Genomic DNA, 16,963 nt, shown 5'->3' with positions numbered 1-16,963 from the left:
GCGGCGTTCAGTCTGCGGTTGCCGGCAGGATGGCCTCGGGCTCGCGGGCCAAAGCGTCGGCATAGAGAGCGGCGGTGGCGGCCGAGAACAGGCGCGCAGCGGCCGTGTCGGCGCGGCTGGTCAGCATCACCGGCACCCTGGCGCCCACAACCAGGCCGGCGGTCTGCGCGTCCGCCATGAAGGAGACGTTCTTGTAGACCATGTTGCCAGCCTCGATGTTGGGCGCCAGCAGCACATCCGCCGCGCCGGCCACCGGCGAGACGATGTGCTTTACGCGGGCCGCCTCGGCGTCCACGGCGGCGTCGAGATCGAGGGGGCCATCGACGATGCCGCCCACGATCTGGCGGCGATCGGCCATCTTGGCGAGGATGGCGCCGTCCAGCGTGGCCGTCATCTTGGTGCGGACCATCTCCACGGCGGCGAGCACGGCCACCTTCGGGACCGCCACGCCGAGCGCCCGGGCGAACCCGATGGCGTTCTGGCAGATGTCGCGCTTCTGGTCGGTGTCGGGCGCGATGTTGAGCGCCGCATCGGTCACGACCACCCGCCGGGCATAGGTGGGCATGGCGATGAGGGCGCAATGGCTCAGCAGCCGCCCCGTGCGCAGCCCCGCCTCTTTCTGCATCACCGCATGGAGCAGAACGTCGGTATGCAGGCTGCCTTTCATGAGTGCCTGCACCTCGCCGGCGCCGGCCGCTGCGGCAGCCCTCGCGGCCGAGTCCTCCTCGCCGCTGGTGGCGATGATGCGGCAACCGGAGAGGTCGAACTTGCCGGTCTCGGCAAGGCTGCGGATGCCGCTTTCGGGTCCATACAGCACCGGTACGATCAGCCCGGCGGCTGCCGCATCGATGGCCCCTGCGAGGGCATCAAGGCTCAGAGGATGCACGACGGCGGTGGGCATGGGCTCGAGGGTCCGGCACTGGTCCAGCAGGCAGTCCAGGCGGTGCTCCGGAATCTCGACCCGCACGGATGCCTGGGGCGCCGCCACTTCGAGCACCCCGGTGGCGATCGCCACGCCATCGCGGTCGGCGAGCCGGGCGTCGAGGATCAGAACCTTGTCGGCGGCGCGGGCCTCGCGCACCGTGAGGTCGACGTTCAAGAGATGGTCGGCGGGCAGCGGCCCATGCACCGTCACTGCCGCCGACCGGATGATCGCGCCCGGCCCGGGCAGGGCCGAGCCGGCCAGCGCGGCGAAAAGGGATGAGGCGATGCCCGTTGCCGCCTGTCCGGGACCGATGCCTGCGACCAAACCGGCATCGCCGAAGGCGGTTGCCCAGGCCCTGAGATCACCGGGGGTGAGTGTGCGCGACACGGAGGCGGCGTCACCGGGACGGATGTCCTCGAACGCGCGGTTCGTGATGATCGGCATGGACGTGCCTCCTCGGGACGAACAGGACGCGCTGGCGGGCGGACGGCGGAGGCCGACCTCGATCAGGCGCGGGACTGGACAGCCGGTGGCGGGTGCGGGCGGTGGCGCCTCCGGAGAAGACGGTTCGGGCCTGCGTTTCAGGCGCCGGCGGGCGCGATCTGAAGCGTCGAGGGGGCGGACCGGTGCGTGTCGGCCGGCAGCACCGGCGCGGGGGAGTGTGGCGCGGCAACGCCCAGCACCTCGGCCAGCTTCTCGATGTTCTGTTGCTCGCCGATGGTGAGCGTGCCGTTGGCCCCCGCCACTGCGGCAGCGTCGTTCAGGAGGCTCTGTCGCGCGGCGCCGTCGGGCACGAGGGTCGCGATGGCTTCGACCGCAGCGATGCCCTCGAGCAGCAGGATGTAGAACTGCCGGCGCACCAGGCTCTTGAAATCCGAGATGGAAAGCTGCGTCAGCCGCAGGCACGTTTCTTTCAGCGCCGCGGCACAGCGTTCGTCCAACTGCCGGTCGGCGGCGATGACGAACAGGACGGACCGCACCAGGGCTTCGTTGAACCCGCCCTCGTCCACGCGGTCGCGGAACTCGGCCATCTTCTGCGTGAGGAAGGCGCGCTTTTGCGGGCTGGTCGGCGGCAGCTCGCGCACCTTCTCGTCAAGGTTCAAGCCCAGCATGCCCTGAAGCACCGGCGAGCCGTAAATGCCGAAGAAGGCCTGCTCGACCGCGCGGTCGCGCAAGTCCCGGAAAGCATCGAGCCCGGCACTGATCTGGTCGGACCACAGCTTCTGGACGGCGAGAAAGGGATTGTCCGGCGGCACCGGCTTGCGCGCTGCCGTCACCTCGGCCGCAGCTTTGGCAACCGGCTTCATGAACGGGTTCGAGTCCGCAAAAAGGCTGTAGCTGAGGCGCAGCGGATTGGTGGCGAACAGCAGTTCGGCCATGTGCGGATTGGCCAGCGCCCGCACCGCCGGCTGGAGGAAGGTGCGATAAAGGGACAGGTTGATCTCCGAGACCCGACGCACCGCTGCGAAGGCCCGGTCGTCCTCCACGCTGTTGCGGCCGAAGGCACGGATGTCCTCAAGGCTGCGCGCTTCGAAGCGGCTGTGCCAGGGATGGCCGCCAGCCTTCACCTCCTCTTCGGAGGCAGGCGAGATGACAAGTTCATAGAGGCCCGGCGGCAGGCAGTCGATGAGGTCCATCAATCGGACCATCTCCTCGTCCTCCTTCGCCCCCACCTTGGCAGACACGAAGATGGCGAGATGGCCGACCGTCTGGTTCAGGCAGTAAACGATGGTGCGCCCCTCCGCGTGGATGGCGTCCACGTCCTTGTAGAGGTCGAGGATCCAGCCAAGCGTCTGGGGCGGCGGGCTGATATTGTCGCCGAGGGACGTGAACACGATCAGCGGCGAGGCGATGTTGCGCAGGTCGAACACCGTCCCGTCGCTGGAGCGCATCTCGTTGCGCGTGAGCCCGTCGCCGATGAACAGTTCGTCCACCAGGAACTGGATCTCGTCGCCGTTGAGGGTGATGAAGTCGCCCCACCACTTTTCGAAACCCAGATAGCGCTGTGCCTCGGTATCGACCGCCGCATAGAGATCGTATTGCTTACCCCACAGCCAGTTGGCCGGATTGAGGCTGTCGAAGTTGAGGATCAGCCAGGTGCCGTCGAACTTGCCGCGCCCAAGATCGCTCACCAGCGCGGTGAGCCACGAGCCGCCCAGCAGGCCGCCGGAATAGCGCATGGGATTCTTGCCGTGGACGCCCTGCCAATAGGACATGGGCGAGCCGGCCACCATGCAGGGGCCGAACAGGTCGGGCCGCAGCATGGCCACCATGAGTGTCTGGTAGCCGGCCTGACAGTTGCCGATGGCAAACGGCCGGGGGGCATCGGGGTGCATGGCCACGATGCGCTCGAAGAAGGAGACCTGCCCCTCCACCACGTCGAGGAAGGTCTGGCCGGGCTCCGGCTGGGCCGAGAAACCGATGAAATAGACGGGATGGCCGTTGGCCAGCGCCTCGCCGATTTCGCTCTGGGTCTTGAACCCGCCAATACCCGGCCCCTGGCCGGCGCGGGGATCCACCACCACCACCGGACGCTTGTCGGGATCCACCTTCGCGCCGGGCGGCGGCACGATGCGGGACAGGAAATAGTTGATGGGCCGCGGCAGCGCCCGCCCGCTCACCAGCACGTCATGATCGAAGGAGAGCACGGTCGCCATGGGGCGCGAGGTGATGTCCTGCTGCTCATTGCCGCGCCGACGCATCAGGTCGATGAACAGGACCGAGCGCTGCGCAGCGTCCACGAGATAGTCCACGAGCGGCCCCGCGGGCAGCGTCCCGATCCCCGGCGGCAGCGGCGCCGTGCCGGTGAAAGCCCGGCTCCACGCCTCGGCGAAGACGCCGCTCCACGGCGCGGCCTGATGTCCTGGCTGGCCCCACGTTCCGGGCTGGAGCGGAGCAGGAGTTGCGGATTCGCCGGCCATGGGAAACTCCCGGATGTTTGCAGGGCATCACGGACGCATCGGCGCTACGCCAAACCAACACAGCGACCCGATTTACTCCACGTCTCACGTGCCAGACTGCAGTCGCTCCAGATTTCCTAGTCGGGGTTCCGTGCTACTGCCTTGCTCCAGATCAAGAAGCAGTGCTGCATGCGTCCTGCGTCAATTAATGAACGTAGCTTCGCTGATCTCGGCCTTGCGCTAACCTTGCGGAATTGGCATTCCATCCTTCAGCCAGCTTTCGGGATGAAGGCCACCTGCGCTTTCGTCACATTCGACTTCTTCATGCTGGAAAAATCACTCTTCGCCCAAGCTATTGAACTGGAGTTCTCCATCGGTATCCGGTCTGAAAAAAACCGGAACCAGCTCAGATACCTGTGCCTCACCTGATGGGACATCTCCGACACCATGACGGTCGTGAAGGAGACGACGAAAGTGCGCTGTGGCCGTCATAGCATTGGACGAAGATGTGCTTCCCGATCCCGTGAGGCTCGGTGAAGTGGGAGATTTGGCGGATCTTGAAGCCGTACAGGAAACGGGGCGCCATTTGCTTTACGTCGCCGCCACGCGCGCCCGCGACCGGCTGATGCTCTCCGGTGTGTCGCCAGGATCCGAATTTCTCGATGACGTGCGAGGGGCAACGGGCTAGAAAACCTCATCTCGATCGCGATCTGTGATGTGGTTTGGAAGTGACGCTGGCCATAAGCCGCCAACCTTCCGCTGCGCTCGCATAACTCCCGGCTTTTTTGGCGCCTGCAAATTTTCAGCATGGCTGCCGCATCGGCGCCGACGAACAAGCGCATTTCATATCGCTGACAATTGTTATCGCGGCGATAGACACCTCTTCACACAGCGAGCTCATCATGAGCCGCAAGCCTGGGCCGGATACCCGGCCGGGGTCACCCCCGCGGCGGCTTGCGGATGTCCTCATAGAGGGTGTGCAGACGCTCCAGCGACTGGGTGGAGCGCTCGGGCTCCACGGCGGCAAGGCCTATCACCAGCATCTCCAGCGCCATCAGCACGAGCCCGTGCAGGGGCACCAGCTCGGAGCGGCCGCGCGGCACGCGGATGATCACGTCCGCCTGCTTGCCGAAGGCCGGCGCGGCGGCCCCCGTCAGCAGGATCATGCGCACGCCGAGGCGCCGCGCCTCTTCCAGCGCCGCCGTACCCTCCCGGTGGGCGCTCGACTGACCCATCATGATGAGCACGTCCCCCCGGCGCATGGCGAGGAGTTGCTCGCCAAGGCCGATGCCGGTGCGGTTCAGTGCATAAGCATGGCGGCCGTTGCGGATCAGCAGACGGGCAGCGTAATCGGCGAGAATGGCCGAGGCGCCGATGCCGAACAGTCCGATGCCCTGCGCCCCGCGCAGCAGTTCGACGGCGGCGGCCATGGCCACCCGGTTCTCGGGCGCGGTGATCTTCTCGATGCCCGCGAGGTGCCCGTCCCGCACGAAATCGATGGAAGTATCGACGCTGCGCTGAAGCTGCTCCGTCGTGGAGGACATCTTGTCCACCGAGGGGATCACCCCGCCCAGATGGGCGGAGAGCGTGCGCTTCAGTTCCCGCAGGCCGGAAAACCCCAGCGCCTGAATGGCGCGGATGACGGTCGCGTCCGACGTCCCGGTTTCAGCGGCAATGTCCAAAGCGGACTTGCTGAGGACGAGGCGGCGGTTCTCATCAATATAGTCGGCTACCGCTTTGAGGCTGGGCGAGAGGGAGGCCCCCCGCGTGCGCAGGCGCTCCCCGAGGCGGTCCACCTTCACCTTGCGATTTCCCGACGGCGTCGACATGCGCCCCTTCTGCTCCTGCCCCGGAGGGCTGTTCCGGCGCTCGGCCGCCGGCGCGCTTTGCGGTTATGCTGACACAGGCACTTGCGGCCTCCAACTTCAGCGCCAGGCTGGCCGCAGTCGCAGCGCCTGCGCCTGCACGACCGGCACCAGAAGGCTGAGCGCCGCGTAGGTGTTGGAGATGGTCTCATCCCGCGGCAACAGCAGGAAGCGCCCGCCCCGGCAGGCTAGGAGCACGTCGCAGAAGCCGGGGAAGACGGTCTCCATCGCCGCCCACTCCTCCGCCGGGCCGCCGCCGCGATCAGAGCGGAAGGTATCGAAGACGAGATCGGCATCGAGATCCGGCAGGCGCTCGGCGCTCACGTCGAGACGCCCGCCCTCCGGTATGGAATTGAGGAGCGCCGGAAAGCGGAAGCCGGCATCCCGCAACACGCGCCCCAGCGCCCGGTCGGTGTGGAAGACGGTGATCTTGCCCTGGTTCGCCTGAAGCGTCGCCACCGTGACCTTGCCTGTATCGACCACCGCCCGGAGCTGGGCGATCTGCGCCCGGTAGCGGGCTTCGAGCTGCGCCAGCCGGGGCTTGGTGCCGGTCAGTTCGGCGAGCTTGCCATAGAGCCCCTCGGGTCCGCCCTTGAGATGATCGAGGCTCACGGTGGGGGCGATCCGCTCCAGCTGCGCCACCGGCGTGTCGCGGGTGGTCAGCGTGATGATGAGATCGGGCTTGGCGGCTGCCACCGCCTCAAGGTCGATGGCATTGGCGCCGATGAAGGCGATGCCACCGCTGTCGAAGTCCACCCCAGCCAGAAGCTTGCCCGCCCGCAGGAAACGGCTGCCGTCGGGCGCGACGCGGCCGTGGCTCGCCACCGGGGGCGCCCCGAGTTCGATCAGCGGCAAGGTGATGTCGAGGTCGTGCAGCGACACGATCCGCAAGGGGTGCACGGGGACCTGCACCGTGCGCCCGAGGTCATCGCTGAAGGCCCGTGTCTGGGCGCCCGCATCTGCGATGGCGCCGGTCAGCATCAGCGCCGCCAGAACACAGGGCGCCAGGGCACGGCGGAGAAAGATCGCAAGCATCGGGCACACATCCTTCAGAGCCGGTCTCGGCGCAGCCAGAGCATGAAGAGGAAGACGGGCACGCCGCACACCGCCATGACGATGCCGGCGGGGATCTGGAGCGGCGCGAAGGCGAGCCGCCCGAGCGTGTCAGCGGCCAGCACCATGAGCGCGCCCACGAGCGCGCTTCCGGCCAGCAGCCCCGCCTGCCCGCCGCCGAGCAAGAGGCGGGCCGCATGGGGCGCCATCAGGCCGACAAAGCCGAGGCTGCCGACGGCGGAGACGGCAGCGGCGGTCATCAGGACCGCGACGGCCAGTCGCACGGTGTCGAGCATCCCCGGCCGAACCCCGAGGCCGATGGCCGCCCCGCGCCCCAGCAGCGAAGCGTCGGCGCCACGGGCGGTGGCTGCGAGCACCACAAGGCCGACCCCTTCCCAAAGGGCGGCGCCAGGCAGCGTCGGCCAAGCGGCACCGTGCAGGCTGCCGGCGAGCCAGACCAGCGCCGTCTCCACGTCGTTCACGTCCGCCGTGGTGAGAAAGACCAGAAGCCCCGCCGAGAGCAGCCAGGACATACCGATGCCGAGCAGGACGAAGCGCAGCCCGGAGAGATCGCGCGCCAGGGCACAGACGATCAAAGCCGTGACAAGCCCTCCGGCGAGGCCTGCCAGCGGCCGCCAGGCAGGATCGACGTCGGGCGCGAAGAACAGCACCGCCAGGACGCCGATGCTCGCCCCCTCCTTGACGCCGATCAGGCCGGGATCGGCAAGTCCGTTGCGCGTCAGGGACTGCATGGTGGCGCCCGCCAGCCCCAGCATGCCGCCCGCCAGCAGCGCCAGCAGCACACGCGGCAGGCGGACATCGGCGACGATATGCAGGACTGCCTTGGGCGCGTCCTGTCCCAGCAGAACGGCGATCACCTCTCGCGTGGGCAGCACAAGGCTGCCCCGCGCCAGAGCGAAGGCCGCCGTGGCCAGCAGGAGCAGCAGAAGCCCGAGGCCGACGCTCACCGCGCGCGGCCGCACCCGCACCGCCAGCGGCCCGAGCCGGACGTGCCGATAGCCGGCGAGCCCGACCATCACCGGCTCCGCGCCGCAAGCAGGAGAAACACCGGCACGCCGATCAGCGCGGTGACGACGCCGGTGGCGAATTCGCGCGGCGCCGCCAGCGCCCGCGCAGCCAGGTCGGCGGCCAGAAGCAGGCTCGCCCCAAGCATCGCGCACAGCGGCAGCAGCAGGCGGTGATCGCGCGAGAACAGGGTGCGCGCCACGTGCGGGACAAGGAGACCGACGAAGCCCACGGGACCGGCCAGCGAGACCGCCGCCCCGCAGAGCACGCCGGCCGCCACCAGCGCCGCCCCGCGCGTGCGGGTGAGGTTCACCCCGAGCCCACGCGCCACGTCGTCGCCGAGCCCAAGCACGTTCAGCCGTCCGGACAAAGCGAAGGCGAGGCCGAGACCGGCCGCGAACCAGGGCAGCACGCCCCAAACTGCGGTGCGCGACACGCCGGAGAGATCGCCCGCCAGCCAGAGCCGGAGCGTCGCCAGCGTCTGATCGTCGAGGATCAGCTGGGCCGAGGTGAGCGCTGCCGCAAAGCCGGACAGGGCCACCCCGCACAGGGTCATCTTGAGCGGCGTCGCACCGAGGCGCCCAGCCGCGCCGATCGTCATGACCGCGGCGAACATGACCCCCGCCCCCAGCGCCGCCACCAGCGGACGGGCGGCGAGCAGCGTCGCCGGCGCCGGCACGGGCACGCCGGCGCGCCCCAACCAGGGGCCAAGCGTGAGGGTGGTGACGACGGCGAACGTCGCCCCGGCATTGAGCCCGAGCACGTGCGGTTCGCCCAAAGGATTGCGGGTCACGGCCTGCAACAGCGCGCCGCACACGCCGAGGGCCGCCCCCACCATGAGGCCGGCGCACAGGCGCGGCAGGCGCAGATCCCGCACCACCCTGTGGTCGAAGCTTGCCGGGTCGAATGCTAGGAACGCTTCAAGCACCACACGCGGCGCAATGGGCCGCGCGCCGAAGCCGAGATGCAACAGCGACACCACAAACAGCAAGGCGACGACGCCCACCAGACCGGCGAGCCGCAGTGGTTGCGCCAGCCGGGGCGCGGAAAGCACCAGCGTCACGGGGCGCCTCCCACCGTAGAGGGCAGCGGCAGAAACACCGGCGCGCCGGTGATCGGGTGCGAGACACGCGTGACGGCAAGACCATAGACCTCGCGCACGGTCTCACTGGTGAGCGGTTCCCCCTCCTGCGCCACCGCATGGATTCGGCCTTCCTTCAGGCAGACCACGCAATCGGCATAAGCGAGCGCCAGATTGAGGTCGTGCAGGACTGCGACGACCGTACGTCCATGCGCATGGGCGAGCGTGCGCAACAGCTCGAGCACCTCCACCTGATAACGCAGATCGAGGAAGGTGGTAGGCTCGTCGAGCAGGATCACAGGCGTTTCCTGCGCCATGGTCATGGCGATCCAGCAGCGCTGGCGCTGGCCGCCCGACAGGCGATCCACCGGGACATCGGCGAAATCCAGCGTGCCGGTGAGACGCATCGCCCGCACGACCGCCTGCTCGTCAGATTCGCTCCAGCGCTTCAGCGCCCCCTGATGGGGATAGCGCCCGCGCGAGACCAGTTCGTAGGCCGTCAGACTTTCCGGCACGACGGGGCTCTGGGGCAAGATGCCCAGCGCGCGGGCGAGGGCGCGCGTCGGCATGTGATGTACGCTGCGGCCGTCGAGCAGCACCGCGCCCGCGCGCGGTGCCAGCAGGCGGGCCATGGCGCCGAGCAAGGTGGACTTGCCCGAACCGTTGGGGCCGATGAGAGCCGTGAGGCGGCCTGAGGGGACCGACAGCGAGACGCCGTCGATCACCAGCCGGCGGCCATAGGCGACCTGAAGGCATCGGGTGCGCAGGCCATCATCGCCCGGCTCCCCCTCCGCCCCCGCCGCACCCACCGCCGTTTCCACGCCCACACTCCTCATGCCCGCGGCGCCGCCGCTCCCGGCCTTCCGCGCGCTGCGGCGGCGGATCGGCCGCAACGGCCAATAGCTCAAGCGGCATCACGCTCAAGCTGTCCGGTAGCCAATTGTAGTAGTCAATTGCAGCGGGGACTTCACCCTGAAAACAAGGCCCGGACGGGACAATCGTGATGCAAAAATGCACCGGCGCGGCTCGCGATACCGAAGTCTTTTTCGATTTATTCCAAACAAAAAGTCCGGAGCTAACCGCGCCAAGAACAGTGCTTTTGGGCGCGTGTGGCGTAGAAATGCGTCCAGCGCGCCGCGGGCAGCGTCGCGCCCGACGCCAAAGCGGCAAGCATGTTGGATTGTTTCCAGATTTTACTACTACATCCGCGTTTGAAAGACCTGCCTCTCACGGGGTGCGTTCCGTCGCTTCCGCGCGGCCTTGCCGCCGTGAGCAGCGGGACGCGAGTTTGAGGCATTGGCAATGATCCGTTCCGCGACTGCACGCGGCCTGCTGCGACAGGCTTCCCTTCCCGCCTTCCTTCTGGCTCAGGCGGCGCTTGCGAGCAGCGTTCATGCGCAAACGTCGGGTGGTCCGGCTCCCTCCGCGTCCACACAGACCATCGTCAATGGCGACACGGAAATCCTGCTGACCACGCTGACCGTGCAGGCCGAGGATCAGGGCGGGCAGACGCACGGCTACCAGCCGCTCTCCAGTTCCAGCGCCACGCTGACGGAGATGCCGATCCTCGACATTCCGCAGGCGGTGAATGTCGTCACAAATGAGGTGATCGTCGATCAGGCTGCCCATTCGCTGGACGACGTGCTCGCCAATGTGAGCAACGTCACCATCGCCAACACGCTGGGTGCCACGCAGGATGCCGTCACCCGGCGGGGCTTCGGCGACAATCGCGACGGCTCCATCCTCACCAACGGCATGCGCACGGTGCTGCCGCGCAGCTTCAATCTGACCACGGACCGGGTGGAGGTGTTGAAGGGGCCCGCTTCCACGCTCTATGGCATTCAGGAGCCCGGCGGCGTGATCAATCTCATCACCAAGACGCCGCAACAGACCTTCGGCGGTTCGCTGTCCGCCACCGCCTCGAGCTTCGGCGGCGGCTATACGGATCTCGACATCACCGGCCCCATCGCCGGCACCAACCTCGCTTACCGTTTCATGGCGGAATATCAGGATGAAGACTACTGGCGCAGCTATGGCACCACACGCCAGACCATTCTCGCCCCTTCCCTTGCCTGGTATGGCGACAAGACCACCGTCACCCTGGCCTATAACCACCGCGACTATACCGAGCCCTTCGACCGCGGCACCATCTTCAACCTGACCACGGGCCAGGCGGTGAACGTCCCCCGCCGCACGCGGTTCGACGAACCCTACAACATCACCCAGGGCGCCTCGGACCTGTTCCAGGCCAATGCCGTTCACCAGCTCAACGACAGCTGGAAGCTGAAGCTAAACTATAGCTACAGCCGCGACGTCTATTCGGACAATCAGGCCCGTGTGGTCTCCTACAATGCCTCGACCGGCGCACTGACCCGCCGGTCGGATGCGACGCAGGATTCCACCCAATATGACCATAACCTGCGGGCGGATCTGTCGGGCACGGTGAACCTCGCCGGCTTCAAGAACGAGGTGCTGTTCGGCGCGTCCTACAATTATTACGACGTGCTGCGCACCGACATGATGCGCTGCGCCAACAGGACCGGCTTCAACATCTACAATCCGGTCTATGGCCAGCTCGCCTCCTGCACCACGGTCTCGGCGGCCGACAGCGACCAGAGCGCCCAGCAGAGCGTCTATAATGCCTATGCGCAGGATGCCTTCTATCTGACCGACCAGTGGATCCTCGTCGCCGGTGCCAGCCTGCAATATTACGAGCAGACCGCCGGCAAGGGCCGTCCCTTCAATCTGAACACCAGCGCCGACGGCGGTGAGTTCATGCCCCGCGCCGGCCTCGTCTATAAGGCCACCGATTGGCTGTCCTTCTATGTGAACTACGCCACCGGCTTCGTGCCACAGGTGTCCATCGCCAGCTACATCGGCACGCTGCCGCCCGAGACCAGCGTCTCCTACGAAGGCGGTCTCAAGTTCGAGATCATGAAGGGGCTGACGGGCACGGCCGCGGTGTTCGACATCGAGAAGAAGAACGTTCTCTATTCGGAACTGGTCGATGGCGAGAGCGTCGCGCGCACCGCCGGCAAGGTCCGCTCGCGGGGCTTCGAGTTCGATGTGGCGGGTGCATTGACCGACCGGACCAACATCATCGCCAGCTACGGCTATGCCGACGTGACGGTGCTGCAGGATCCCCAATATGCCGGCAACACCCTCGCCAATTCGGCAGCCACCACCTATTCGCTCTTCGCCACCTATGACTTCGGCCGGATATGGGGCGACAACAGCCTGAAGGTGGGCGGCGGCCTCAATGGCCGCAGCCGGGCGGCGGGCGATGCCGCCAACAGCTTCTGGCTGCCGGGCTATACGGTGTTCGATGCCTTTGCCGCTTATACCATCGGCAGCGCCAAGCCCATTACCGTCCAGCTCAATGTGAAAAACATCTTCAATACCACCTATTACACGTCCACACAGGGCAGCAATCTCGGTGTGGCAGTGGGTGACCCCCTCCAGGCACTGCTCTCGGCCCGCCTTGCCTTCTAGAAGCTGCGAGGAGTTAAGTGTTTGCTCCCGCAGTGTGGTGGTACGGTTGAGCCCAATGCTGAGAGCGCCGCACTATGGGCCAAGTTCTTCAAAGCGTGCTGCCAGACATGAAGCCCCTCTTGCAACGCGATTGACGGCCGGCTTCGGGGGCTGGAGTGTGCTGGAAAGGGTGCGGGGGCACGGGCGACGTCTGTCGCCGGCCTGGTAGCGTCCGCTGGCCAGAGGATGGCAAAGGCTGGCACCTATCCGGGCCGTGGTCGCCGCTCAACCTGGCGCCGCTTTCGGACCTCGGATCGTTATCAGAAGGCCGGCGTCGCCAAGCCGATAACCCTGCATCCGGTTTCGCCTCCATCATTGCGACAGATGCCAGCCTATGCTGAAAGAGGCCGTGCGTGGCTCAAGCCTCCAGTTCAGGCCCGCCCATCAGCCCAGGAACAAGACGCTGCCTCACGAGCGCAATCCACGCCAGTGCGAGCACCATGCTCCTTGGCGCGCCTCACCACGCCCCCCCGCAGCGGGGCTTATTCGCTACGCCGACCGATGCGCAGACCCGAATCGATGAGAGCAGAGACGTCGGTGACCGGGATGCACTGGCGATCGTTGAACGTGCCTGCCTTGTCCCAAGACACTCCGCGACCGATCGCGAAGGCGGCGCGATACTTCCGCATCATGTTCTTCGGATCGCGCGCCAGTTGTTCCATCAGGAAGGGAACGCTCCAAACCGACCGCTTGAATGGGCGAGCCAGCGCGGCCTCGAGCTTGTCCGCCACCTGGGCGTAGGTGACGGTGTCGCCGGCCAGGAACACAATCTCATTCCGGATTGTGGGCTCGAAGAACACGATCTCGGCCGTCAGCACGCCGATATCGTCGGGCGTGGTCAGCGTTACGGCGGTGTCGAGGCTGCCGAGCGCATGGACCTCGCTGTTCTCGAGGTCGACGACGCCGAACTCCGGCTCGAAGAGATAGCTCATGAACATGCCGGTGGAGATGATGACCCACTCTGTCTTGTCCTGCGAACGCAACAGCTCGCGCACGTCGAGTTGCGCATCGAAGATATCTTGCGGACCGCCCCGACCAATCGCCTCGAAATCGACGCCGAACTGCCAGGGGAAGTAACGCGGAATGCCGGACCGAAGCGCGGCCTTGGCGAGCTTCATGGGCGTGTTGATGCCCGCCGCGTAACCGGCACATCCGATCACGGTGTCATAACAAGAAAACAGAGCAGCCAGTTGGTCGATCGAGTTGCTTACGAGATCTCCAAGAACGATCTCGATGCCCGACCCGCGAATTTCGGAGATGTCGCGCTGCTTGGCGGGGTCGCCGGATGCGACGGCGCTTTGGCGCAGCAGGACGCTGATCTTGGCGCCGTCAATGGTCTTCGCGCGGCGCGCGAGATTGCGCAGCACCGGCATCCCAAGCTCGCCGGCCCCCAATACGAGGATATTCCGCGACTTCACGGTGGAAACTGCATCGTTCATATTCGGACCCGCTCCGTTCGGTTGCCGCGTCCATCTGGCAACTCATCGGCGAGTGCGAAAGAAGGGTACATGCGTGATACCGGGGTGAACTCTCTGAGCCGCGAAGACGTCCTCAAATATTCCCAGACCGTCTGCGATGGCCTTAGGGACGATGACGACGGGGTACGTCGAGAGGTGTTGGCGCATGCCGGCAATCGCTGGTCTCTCGGTGTGATTCATACTCTTGGCGTATATGGCCAGTTGCGCCATGCCGAGATCGCCAGGCGCATGCACGGCGTTACGCAACGGATGCTGACACGTACCCTCCGCCACTTGGAGCGAGACGGGCTGGTGATCCGCCACGACTTTGAAGAGACCGTTCCGCACGTCGAATATGCGCTGTCCGAGACGGGCCTGGAGTTACTCGTCCGAATGGTGCCTCTGTGGACGTGGATCGTCGAGAACGCGGATAGCTTTCGCGCGGCGCGCGCGGCGTTCGACCGAACGCACGGAACCGACAAGACGTGAGCACGCAGAAGCAAGGCAGAAGACGTGTCGAAACGCGGTCCGCTTGGGAGCGAGAGCCGGTCGGCACGTGTTGGCTCCCGTCCTTCTCCCCCGCACCGAACTGCTGCATCTCCTCAATCCCTGCCTCTCGATCACTTGCCACTCAGGCGGCAGGAGGGGGCTGGCCTTGCGATTGAAGAGGAGCGCTTGACCGCGCGCCCCCGCAAACACGAAAGGGGCGGTGTCGCGCGGACACCGCCCCTTCCGATCAGCCCTCGAGACGGCAACCCGAGGGATGACGTCGTTCAGGCCTTGGGCTTCGGCTTGACATAGAAACGGGGGGAGATGGTCTCGCCCGTCATCAGGGCCGCCACGTTGGTGGCCGTCATGGTGGAGACCTGCCGGCGCGCATCCTCGGTCACGCCGCCGATGTGGGGCGAGAGGATCACGTTGGGCAGCGACCAGAGGGGATGGGTCGGCGAGGGCGGCTCGTGGGCGAAGCTGTCGAGGCCGGCACCCCCAAGCGGGCCGTTCTTGAGCGCGGCCACCAGAGCCTCCTCGTCCACCACCTCGCCGCGCGCGGTGTTGATGAGCAAGCTGCCCGGCTTCATGAGGCCGAGCGCGCGGGCGTTGATGAGCCCTTCCGTCTGCGGCGTCAGCGGGCAGTGCAGGCTGATGACGTCGCAGCGGCCCAGCATGTCGTCAAGATCGGCGACGCGCTCCACGTGCGGCCCGAAAGCCTCCGGCGCCGCGAATGGATCGTAGCCGAACACGGTCATGCCGAGCGGCTGCACCATGGCGGCGAAGCTGCGGCCGATCATGCCGAGGCCCACGAGGCCGAGCGTGCGGCCGCGCAGTTCGAAGCCCTTGTAGACCCGCTTCTCCCAGCCGCCGCCGCGCACGAAGGCGTCCTGCGTGCGGATGTCTTTGGCGAGCGCCAGCAGGAGCGCCAGAGCGTGCTCGGCAACGGAGTGGGCGTTGGCGCCCACCGCCGCGATGACCGGCAGACCGAGGGCCGCCGCCGCTTCGACATCGATGTCATTGGTGCCGGCGCCATGCTTGGCGATCAGCTTCAGGCGCGGCGAGGCGCGCATCACGTCCGCGTCGATCTTCTCGACCACGCGCACCACGATGGCGTCGGGCTGCTCGCTCGCCAGCAGGGCGATGAGGTCCGCGCGGGCCGGATAGGGGGCTGTGGAAACCACCCGCCCCCCGGCCTTGACGATGAGCGCCTCGCCCTCGGGCGCCAGCGGGCCGCCCACGGATACAACGGTGAAACTCATGGAACCCTCAGGGGTAGGACCGGTCAGGACCGGCTCTCGATGGGCACGACCTTTCCGAGCAGGAAGGCGTAGTTGAGGATGCCCAGCAGGCCGAGGCCGGCGGAAAACAGGAGCGCCATGGCGAAGGAGCCGGTGGCGGCGACGATGAAGCCGGTGACGATGGGACCGACCACGCCGCCGAAGTTCGACACCATGTTCTGGAGCCCGGCGACCGTGCCCGCCATGTTCTTGGGCGCCACGTCACCCGGCAGCGCCCAGACCTGCGAGGCGGAGATGGTGGTGCCGGACTTGGCGATGCACAGCAGCAGGATGGTGAGCACCACCGACTCGGTGAAGGCGGCAAGGCCGATGCAGAGCGCCATCGTGAGGCCGATGATGAGGAACAGCTTGCGGGTGGCGGTGAGCGAAAGCAGCTTCTTCTTCACGATGTGGTCGGAGAGCCAGCCCGCGAAGATCTCGAACACGAGACCGCTGATCAGCGGCAGCGCGGCGACGAAACCCACCGCCAGCATCCCCATGCCCTTCTCCTTCACCAGATAGGTCGGCAGCCAGGTGATGAAGAAGTAGGAGATGTAGTTGATGGTGAAGAAGCCGAGGCACATGGCCCAGATGTTGCGATAGCGCAGCAACTGATACCACTTCATGCCCAGGGTGGCGTCCTTGCCGTGCTGGCGGGTCTGGCCCTCACGGATATAGGCCACCTCGCTCGGGCTGATGCGCGGGTGCTGCTCCGGCGTCTCGGTGTAGAACCACCACCAGACGACGCTCCACACCACGCCCACAAGGCCTATGATGCCGAAGGTCCAGCGCCAGTCCACCATCGCGATCATCCAGATGATCAGCGGCATGGCAACCGCGCCGCCGAACTTGGAGGCGCTGTCGAACAGACCGGAGACGGTGGCCCGCTCCTTGTCCGGGAACCATTTGGAGGCGATGCCGGCATTGGCCGGATAAGCCCCCGCCTCACCCACGCCGAGCGCGACGCGCATGGCGAACAGCGAGTTGAAGCCGCTGGCGAGTCCCGTCGCCGCCGTGGCGATGGACCACCAGGCCACCGAGGCGCCAAGACCGATCTTCTGGCCGAAGCGGTCCGAGAACCAGCCGGCGGGGATCTGCAGCAGAGCGTAGGACCAGAAGAAGGCCGAGAGGATCAGCCCCATCTGGTCCGGAGGAATGTTGAACTCCTTGCTCAGGTGCGGCGCCGCCGCCGAGAGCACGGTGCGGTCGATATAGTTGATGGCGATCGCCAGCCACATGAGGGCGACGACGAACCAGCGAATGCGGGTGGCGGGCTTCGCTGTTGCACCGCTCAACGCGGCGGGGTGAGGCTGTTGGTTCACGGGCGTTTTCCCTGCATTCACTGTTCGCGTGCGG

The 16,963-nt window shown here is 66.6% G+C and carries 13 protein-coding genes; 3 read left to right on the top strand and 10 right to left on the bottom strand.

Features of this window, described 5'->3' with window-relative positions; genetic code table 11:
- Positions 1–7: 7 nt before the first annotated feature.
- On the bottom strand, positions 8–1,369 hold the full coding sequence (locus AZC_RS00950) for a bifunctional enoyl-CoA hydratase/phosphate acetyltransferase (protein WP_012168720.1): 1,362 nt from the start codon (positions 1,367–1,369) through the stop codon (positions 8–10).
- Positions 1,370–1,506: 137 nt separating this feature from the next.
- Positions 1,507–3,846, bottom strand: coding sequence for a DUF3141 domain-containing protein (locus AZC_RS00945; protein ID WP_012168719.1), 2,340 nt, complete (start codon positions 3,844–3,846; stop codon positions 1,507–1,509).
- A 141-nt stretch (positions 3,847–3,987) separates the two neighbouring features.
- On the opposite strand from AZC_RS00945, the gene AZC_RS25330 reads away from it, so the two are divergent.
- Complete coding sequence (locus AZC_RS25330; RefSeq protein ID WP_148209775.1) at positions 3,988–4,254, top strand: hypothetical protein; 267 nt, start codon at positions 3,988–3,990, stop codon at positions 4,252–4,254.
- Positions 4,255–4,763: 509 nt separating this feature from the next.
- Here AZC_RS25330 and AZC_RS00940 read toward each other — a convergent pair.
- From AZC_RS00940 to AZC_RS00920, 5 genes are all read right to left on the bottom strand, one after another.
- Complete coding sequence (locus tag AZC_RS00940) at positions 4,764–5,654, bottom strand: MurR/RpiR family transcriptional regulator (RefSeq protein WP_012168718.1); 891 nt, start codon at positions 5,652–5,654, stop codon at positions 4,764–4,766.
- A gap of 96 nt (positions 5,655–5,750) precedes the next feature.
- Positions 5,751–6,725 (bottom strand): ABC transporter substrate-binding protein, encoded by a 975-nt coding sequence (locus tag AZC_RS00935; RefSeq protein ID WP_012168717.1) that lies wholly within the window; start codon positions 6,723–6,725, stop codon positions 5,751–5,753.
- A 14-nt stretch (positions 6,726–6,739) separates the two neighbouring features.
- On the bottom strand, positions 6,740–7,780 hold the full coding sequence (locus tag AZC_RS00930; protein WP_043878727.1) for a FecCD family ABC transporter permease: 1,041 nt from the start codon (positions 7,778–7,780) through the stop codon (positions 6,740–6,742).
- A complete protein-coding gene (locus tag AZC_RS00925; RefSeq protein ID WP_012168715.1) occupies positions 7,780–8,832 on the bottom strand; it encodes a FecCD family ABC transporter permease in 1,053 nt (350 codons plus the stop codon). Before AZC_RS00925 ends, AZC_RS00930 begins: the two co-directional genes overlap by 1 nt.
- Entirely contained in the window at positions 8,829–9,659 is an 831-nt protein-coding gene (locus tag AZC_RS00920) for an ABC transporter ATP-binding protein (protein WP_420794828.1), read from the bottom strand. The genes AZC_RS00925 and AZC_RS00920 overlap by 4 nt, the downstream gene beginning before the upstream one ends.
- Positions 9,660–10,152: 493 nt before the next feature.
- On the opposite strand from AZC_RS00920, the gene AZC_RS00915 reads away from it, so the two are divergent.
- Positions 10,153–12,342 carry a TonB-dependent siderophore receptor gene (locus tag AZC_RS00915; RefSeq protein WP_081433858.1) on the top strand — a complete coding sequence of 730 codons (2,190 nt, stop codon included), beginning with the start codon at positions 10,153–10,155 and terminating at the stop codon, positions 12,340–12,342.
- Between the two features lie 521 nt (positions 12,343–12,863).
- On the opposite strand, the gene AZC_RS00910 is transcribed toward AZC_RS00915, so the two are convergent.
- Positions 12,864–13,820: an aromatic alcohol reductase gene (locus AZC_RS00910; RefSeq protein WP_012168712.1), complete on the bottom strand. Its 957-nt coding sequence runs from the start codon at positions 13,818–13,820 to the stop codon at positions 12,864–12,866.
- A 69-nt stretch (positions 13,821–13,889) separates the two neighbouring features.
- Between AZC_RS00910 and AZC_RS00905 the strand changes: the two genes are divergently transcribed.
- Entirely contained in the window at positions 13,890–14,327 is a 438-nt protein-coding gene (locus AZC_RS00905) for a winged helix-turn-helix transcriptional regulator (RefSeq protein WP_012168711.1), read from the top strand.
- Between the two features lie 284 nt (positions 14,328–14,611).
- On the opposite strand, the gene AZC_RS00900 is transcribed toward AZC_RS00905, so the two are convergent.
- Positions 14,612–15,589, bottom strand: coding sequence for a hydroxyacid dehydrogenase (locus AZC_RS00900; RefSeq protein ID WP_012168710.1), 978 nt, complete (start codon positions 15,587–15,589; stop codon positions 14,612–14,614).
- A 23-nt stretch (positions 15,590–15,612) separates the two neighbouring features.
- Positions 15,613–16,929, bottom strand: a complete 1,317-nt coding sequence (locus AZC_RS00895) for an MFS transporter (protein ID WP_244421773.1) — start codon at positions 16,927–16,929, stop codon at positions 15,613–15,615.
- Positions 16,930–16,963 lie beyond the last annotated feature (34 nt).

It is taken from the genome of Azorhizobium caulinodans ORS 571 (assembly GCF_000010525.1).
Taxonomy (GTDB): Bacteria; Pseudomonadota; Alphaproteobacteria; order Rhizobiales; family Xanthobacteraceae; genus Azorhizobium; species Azorhizobium caulinodans.
The sequence above is the reverse complement of the archived record's forward strand: the minus strand, read 5'-3'. Positions and strand labels throughout refer to the sequence as shown.